This window comes from Streptomyces ipomoeae 91-03 (assembly GCF_000317595.1).
In the GTDB taxonomy this organism is placed as follows: domain Bacteria; phylum Actinomycetota; class Actinomycetes; order Streptomycetales; family Streptomycetaceae; genus Streptomyces; species Streptomyces ipomoeae.
Map to the genome: position 1 here is coordinate 1 of NZ_AEJC01000681.1, position 3,248 is coordinate 3,248.

At 73.8% G+C, this 3,248-nt stretch carries 1 protein-coding gene and 1 pseudogene; both read right to left on the reverse strand.

What is annotated here, in order from left to right; translation table 11 throughout:
* Positions 1-1,134, reverse strand: a pseudogene (locus STRIP9103_RS44740) (hypothetical protein); the annotation flags it as partial.
* A 502-nt stretch (positions 1,135-1,636) separates the two neighbouring features.
* Positions 1,637-2,890 (reverse strand): phosphoribosylamine--glycine ligase, encoded by a 1,254-nt coding sequence (gene purD / locus STRIP9103_RS44745; protein WP_009343889.1) that lies wholly within the window; start codon positions 2,888-2,890, stop codon positions 1,637-1,639.
* Positions 2,891-3,248: the final 358 nt, after the last annotated feature.

Sequence of the window (3,248 nt, forward strand, 5' to 3'; positions counted from 1 at the left end):
GGACTCGGCGGGGCCGCCGTGGAACAGGCGGGCGGCGAGCAGGGACGCGGCCTCGTCGACCAGGCCGGGCTCTTCGAGCAGGTCGCAGGCGGGACGCTCGCCGAGCCGGGAGGCGAAGCCCTCGGCGAGGCGGTCTCGGCGGGACAGCTCCGTGAGCGCGGCGACCACGCCCGCATCGAGACGGGACGGCCAGCGGCCCATCCGCCAGGCGGGCAGCGCGACCCGGGTGAGAAGACGGTCCCACCCGGCGTACGCCAGGCCGACCTGCTCCTGGGCGACGATCCGCAGACCGTAGTCCACAGCCTGTGCACGCTCGGCCGCGGCGGCGGCGACCCCCCGCTCCATCTCGGCCGCTTGTCCCCGGCAGCCCCGCAGCAGCAGCCGGGTCACCCAGCCGACGCCGGCCAGCACCGTACGCACCGGTGGGCCGTGTGTCGGCGCCGAGGCGACGGCCACGGCGGCGTCCAGCCCTCGTACGAAACGGCGGGCCGCGGCTATGTCCGGGTGCGCCGACGGTCCCGTACCGGCGACGACCGGTGCCAGCACCGCCCGTAGCTCCCCCACCCGCATCCACCACAGGAACGGGGAGCCTATGACCAGCACGGGCGCCAGGGGAGGCCGGTGCCGCAGGGGAGACGACAGGCCGGAGGACAGCCCTCGTACGTCCGCCATCTCGTCGTTCCCGGCAGGGGTCGTGGTCGCGTGCGTGGCCGGGGGTGGGGCGTGGGCCGGGTGGGCGCGGTCCTCCAGCCAGCTGTCGCAGTCGGGGGTGAGCGCTATCGCGGAGGGGGGTGGGACGTCGAGGCGGTCGGCCAGGTCGCGGACGAGGCGGTACAGATCGGGGGCGGCCTCCTCGGTGATCGGGACCGTCGGGCTGACGGCGGGGCGGGCGCGGGCGACGACGAGCGCGATCCCCGCGGCGGCGAGCAGGACGGCGATGGCGAGGACGGAGACGACCCAGCTCGCCGTCGCCCAGCCCGGGCCCGTGAAGTGACCGGTGGAGCCGCCGGCCAGCAGCACGACGGCGACGGCCGCGGGCAGCAGTGCCACGGCCAGTGCCCTGCTGCGGACGCGCAGGACGGCGAGGGCCCAGGAGCGCGCGGCCTGCGCGCCCGCCTCCTCGCCACCAGCCATACCGGTCACGACCCGACGTCACCCCCTGTTGTCCCGTGCGGCTCTCGCCGCGACGACTGCTCGTCACAGTGGTGGCCGCCGAATGTCCTGGCGTTGCTCACTCCCCCACTGTGGCACCCGGCACTGACATCGCAATGTCGGTGGGCCAAGTGCCGGAACACTTGCGCCGCACCCTAGTTGGGGCTCCGGCCGTCGTCAGCCGTATGGGCCATCGCTCACTCAATGGAATGGCTTTGGGGAGAGGTGAATGACGCCGGGCAAGGATCGGGCCCCGGATTCCGACGGATTTTCCAGAGGTTCCTGGTGGTGTCTTCCAGGGGTTTCCTGAGGTGTCCGAGGTTTCCGGGGCCTGGGGTTCGTACCCGTTGCCGGTGGTTCGTATGCGGATGCCGGGAGGGGCGTGGGCGGATGCCGGGAGAGGCCTGGGCGGTCGCGGTTGTGGGCCGGGCCGTGTACGCGCGGCTGGGCCGCGGTGCACCACCCGGGGCTCGCCGTCAGCCGGTCACGCCTCGGCCGCCGCCTTCGCCGCGATGTCCGAGCGGTGCTGGGAGCCGTCGAGGTTGATGCGGGCGACGGCGGTGTACGCGCGGTCGCGGGCCTGGATGAGGTCCTTGCCGGTGGCCGTGACGGAGAGGACGCGGCCGCCGGCGCTGACGATGGCGTCGCCGTCGCGCTTGGTGCCGGCGTGCAGCACGTACGCGTGCGGAGCGTCCAGGGCGGCCACTTCGTCGAGGCCGGTGATGGGGTCGCCGGTGCGCGGGGTGCCGGGGTAGTTGTGCGAGGCCACGACCACGGTGACGGCGGCGTCGTCGCTCCAGCGGAGGGGTTCGAGGTCGGCGAGGGTGCCGTTGGCGGCGGCGAGCAGGACACCGGCCAGCGGGGTCTTGAGACGGGCCAGCACGACCTGCGTCTCCGGGTCGCCGAAGCGGGCGTTGAACTCGATGACCCGTACACCGCGGCTGGTGATCGCCAGACCCGCGTAGAGAAGGCCCGAGAAGGGGGTGCCGCGGCGCCGCATCTCGTCGACGGTCGGCTGCAGCACGGTCTGCGACACCTCGTCGACCAGCTTGGGGTCGGCCCACGGGAGTGGTGAGTACGCGCCCATGCCACCGGTGTTGGGGCCCTCGTCGCCGTCGAGGGCGCGCTTGAAGTCCTGGGCGGGCTGGAGCGGGAGGACCGTGGTGCCGTCGGTGATCGCGAAGAGGGAGACCTCGGGGCCGTCCAGGAACTCCTCGATGACGACACGGCCACAGGCCAGCGCGTGCTCACGAGCCCTGTCGAGGTCCGCCGTCACGACGACGCCCTTGCCGGCCGCCAGCCCGTCGTCCTTCACGACGTACGGCGCGCCGAAGGCGTCCAGGGCCTCGTCGACCTCCTCGGGGGTCATACAGACGTACGACCGGGCGGTGGGTACGCCGGCTCCGGCCATGACCTCCTTGGCGAAGGCCTTCGACCCCTCCAGCTGAGCGGCTTCCCCGGAGGGCCCGAACACCGGGACGCCCGCCTCGCGTACGGCGTCGGCGACACCGGCGACCAGCGGGGCCTCCGGGCCCACGACCACCAGGTCGGCCTCCAGCCGGGTCGCCAGCGCGGCCACGGCGGCACCGTCCAGGGCGTCGACCGAGTGCAGCTCGGCCACCTCCGCGATGCCCGCGTTGCCGGGCGCGCAGTGGAGCGCGGTGACGTCGGAGTCGAGGGACAGAGAACGGCACAGCGCGTGCTCACGAGCACCGCTGCCGATGACGAGGACCTTCACGGGGCCAGCCTAACCGGCGGGAGGGGGTGCGTTTGTGGGGGCTTCCGAAGGGTGGGATGGGCGGGGGTTGTGGGATCGCACGAAGAGGGTGCGTGGGAGAGGGGTCCGGTGCCGGGGTGGAAGCGGTGCAGGGGATGGAAGCGGTACAGGGGGTGGGGGCGGGAGACAAGGGGAGGGGTGGTGCGGGAGGGGGCGTGGTGGGGTGGATGCGCGGCTTGGGGCGCGTGAGCATGTGGCGGGGCGGCCCCCCGGCCCCCGGCACCTGGCCCCGGGCAGCGGCCCCCGGGCAACGGCAACGGCAACGGCAACGGCAACGGCAACGGCAACGGCAACGGCAACGGCAACGGCAACGGCAACG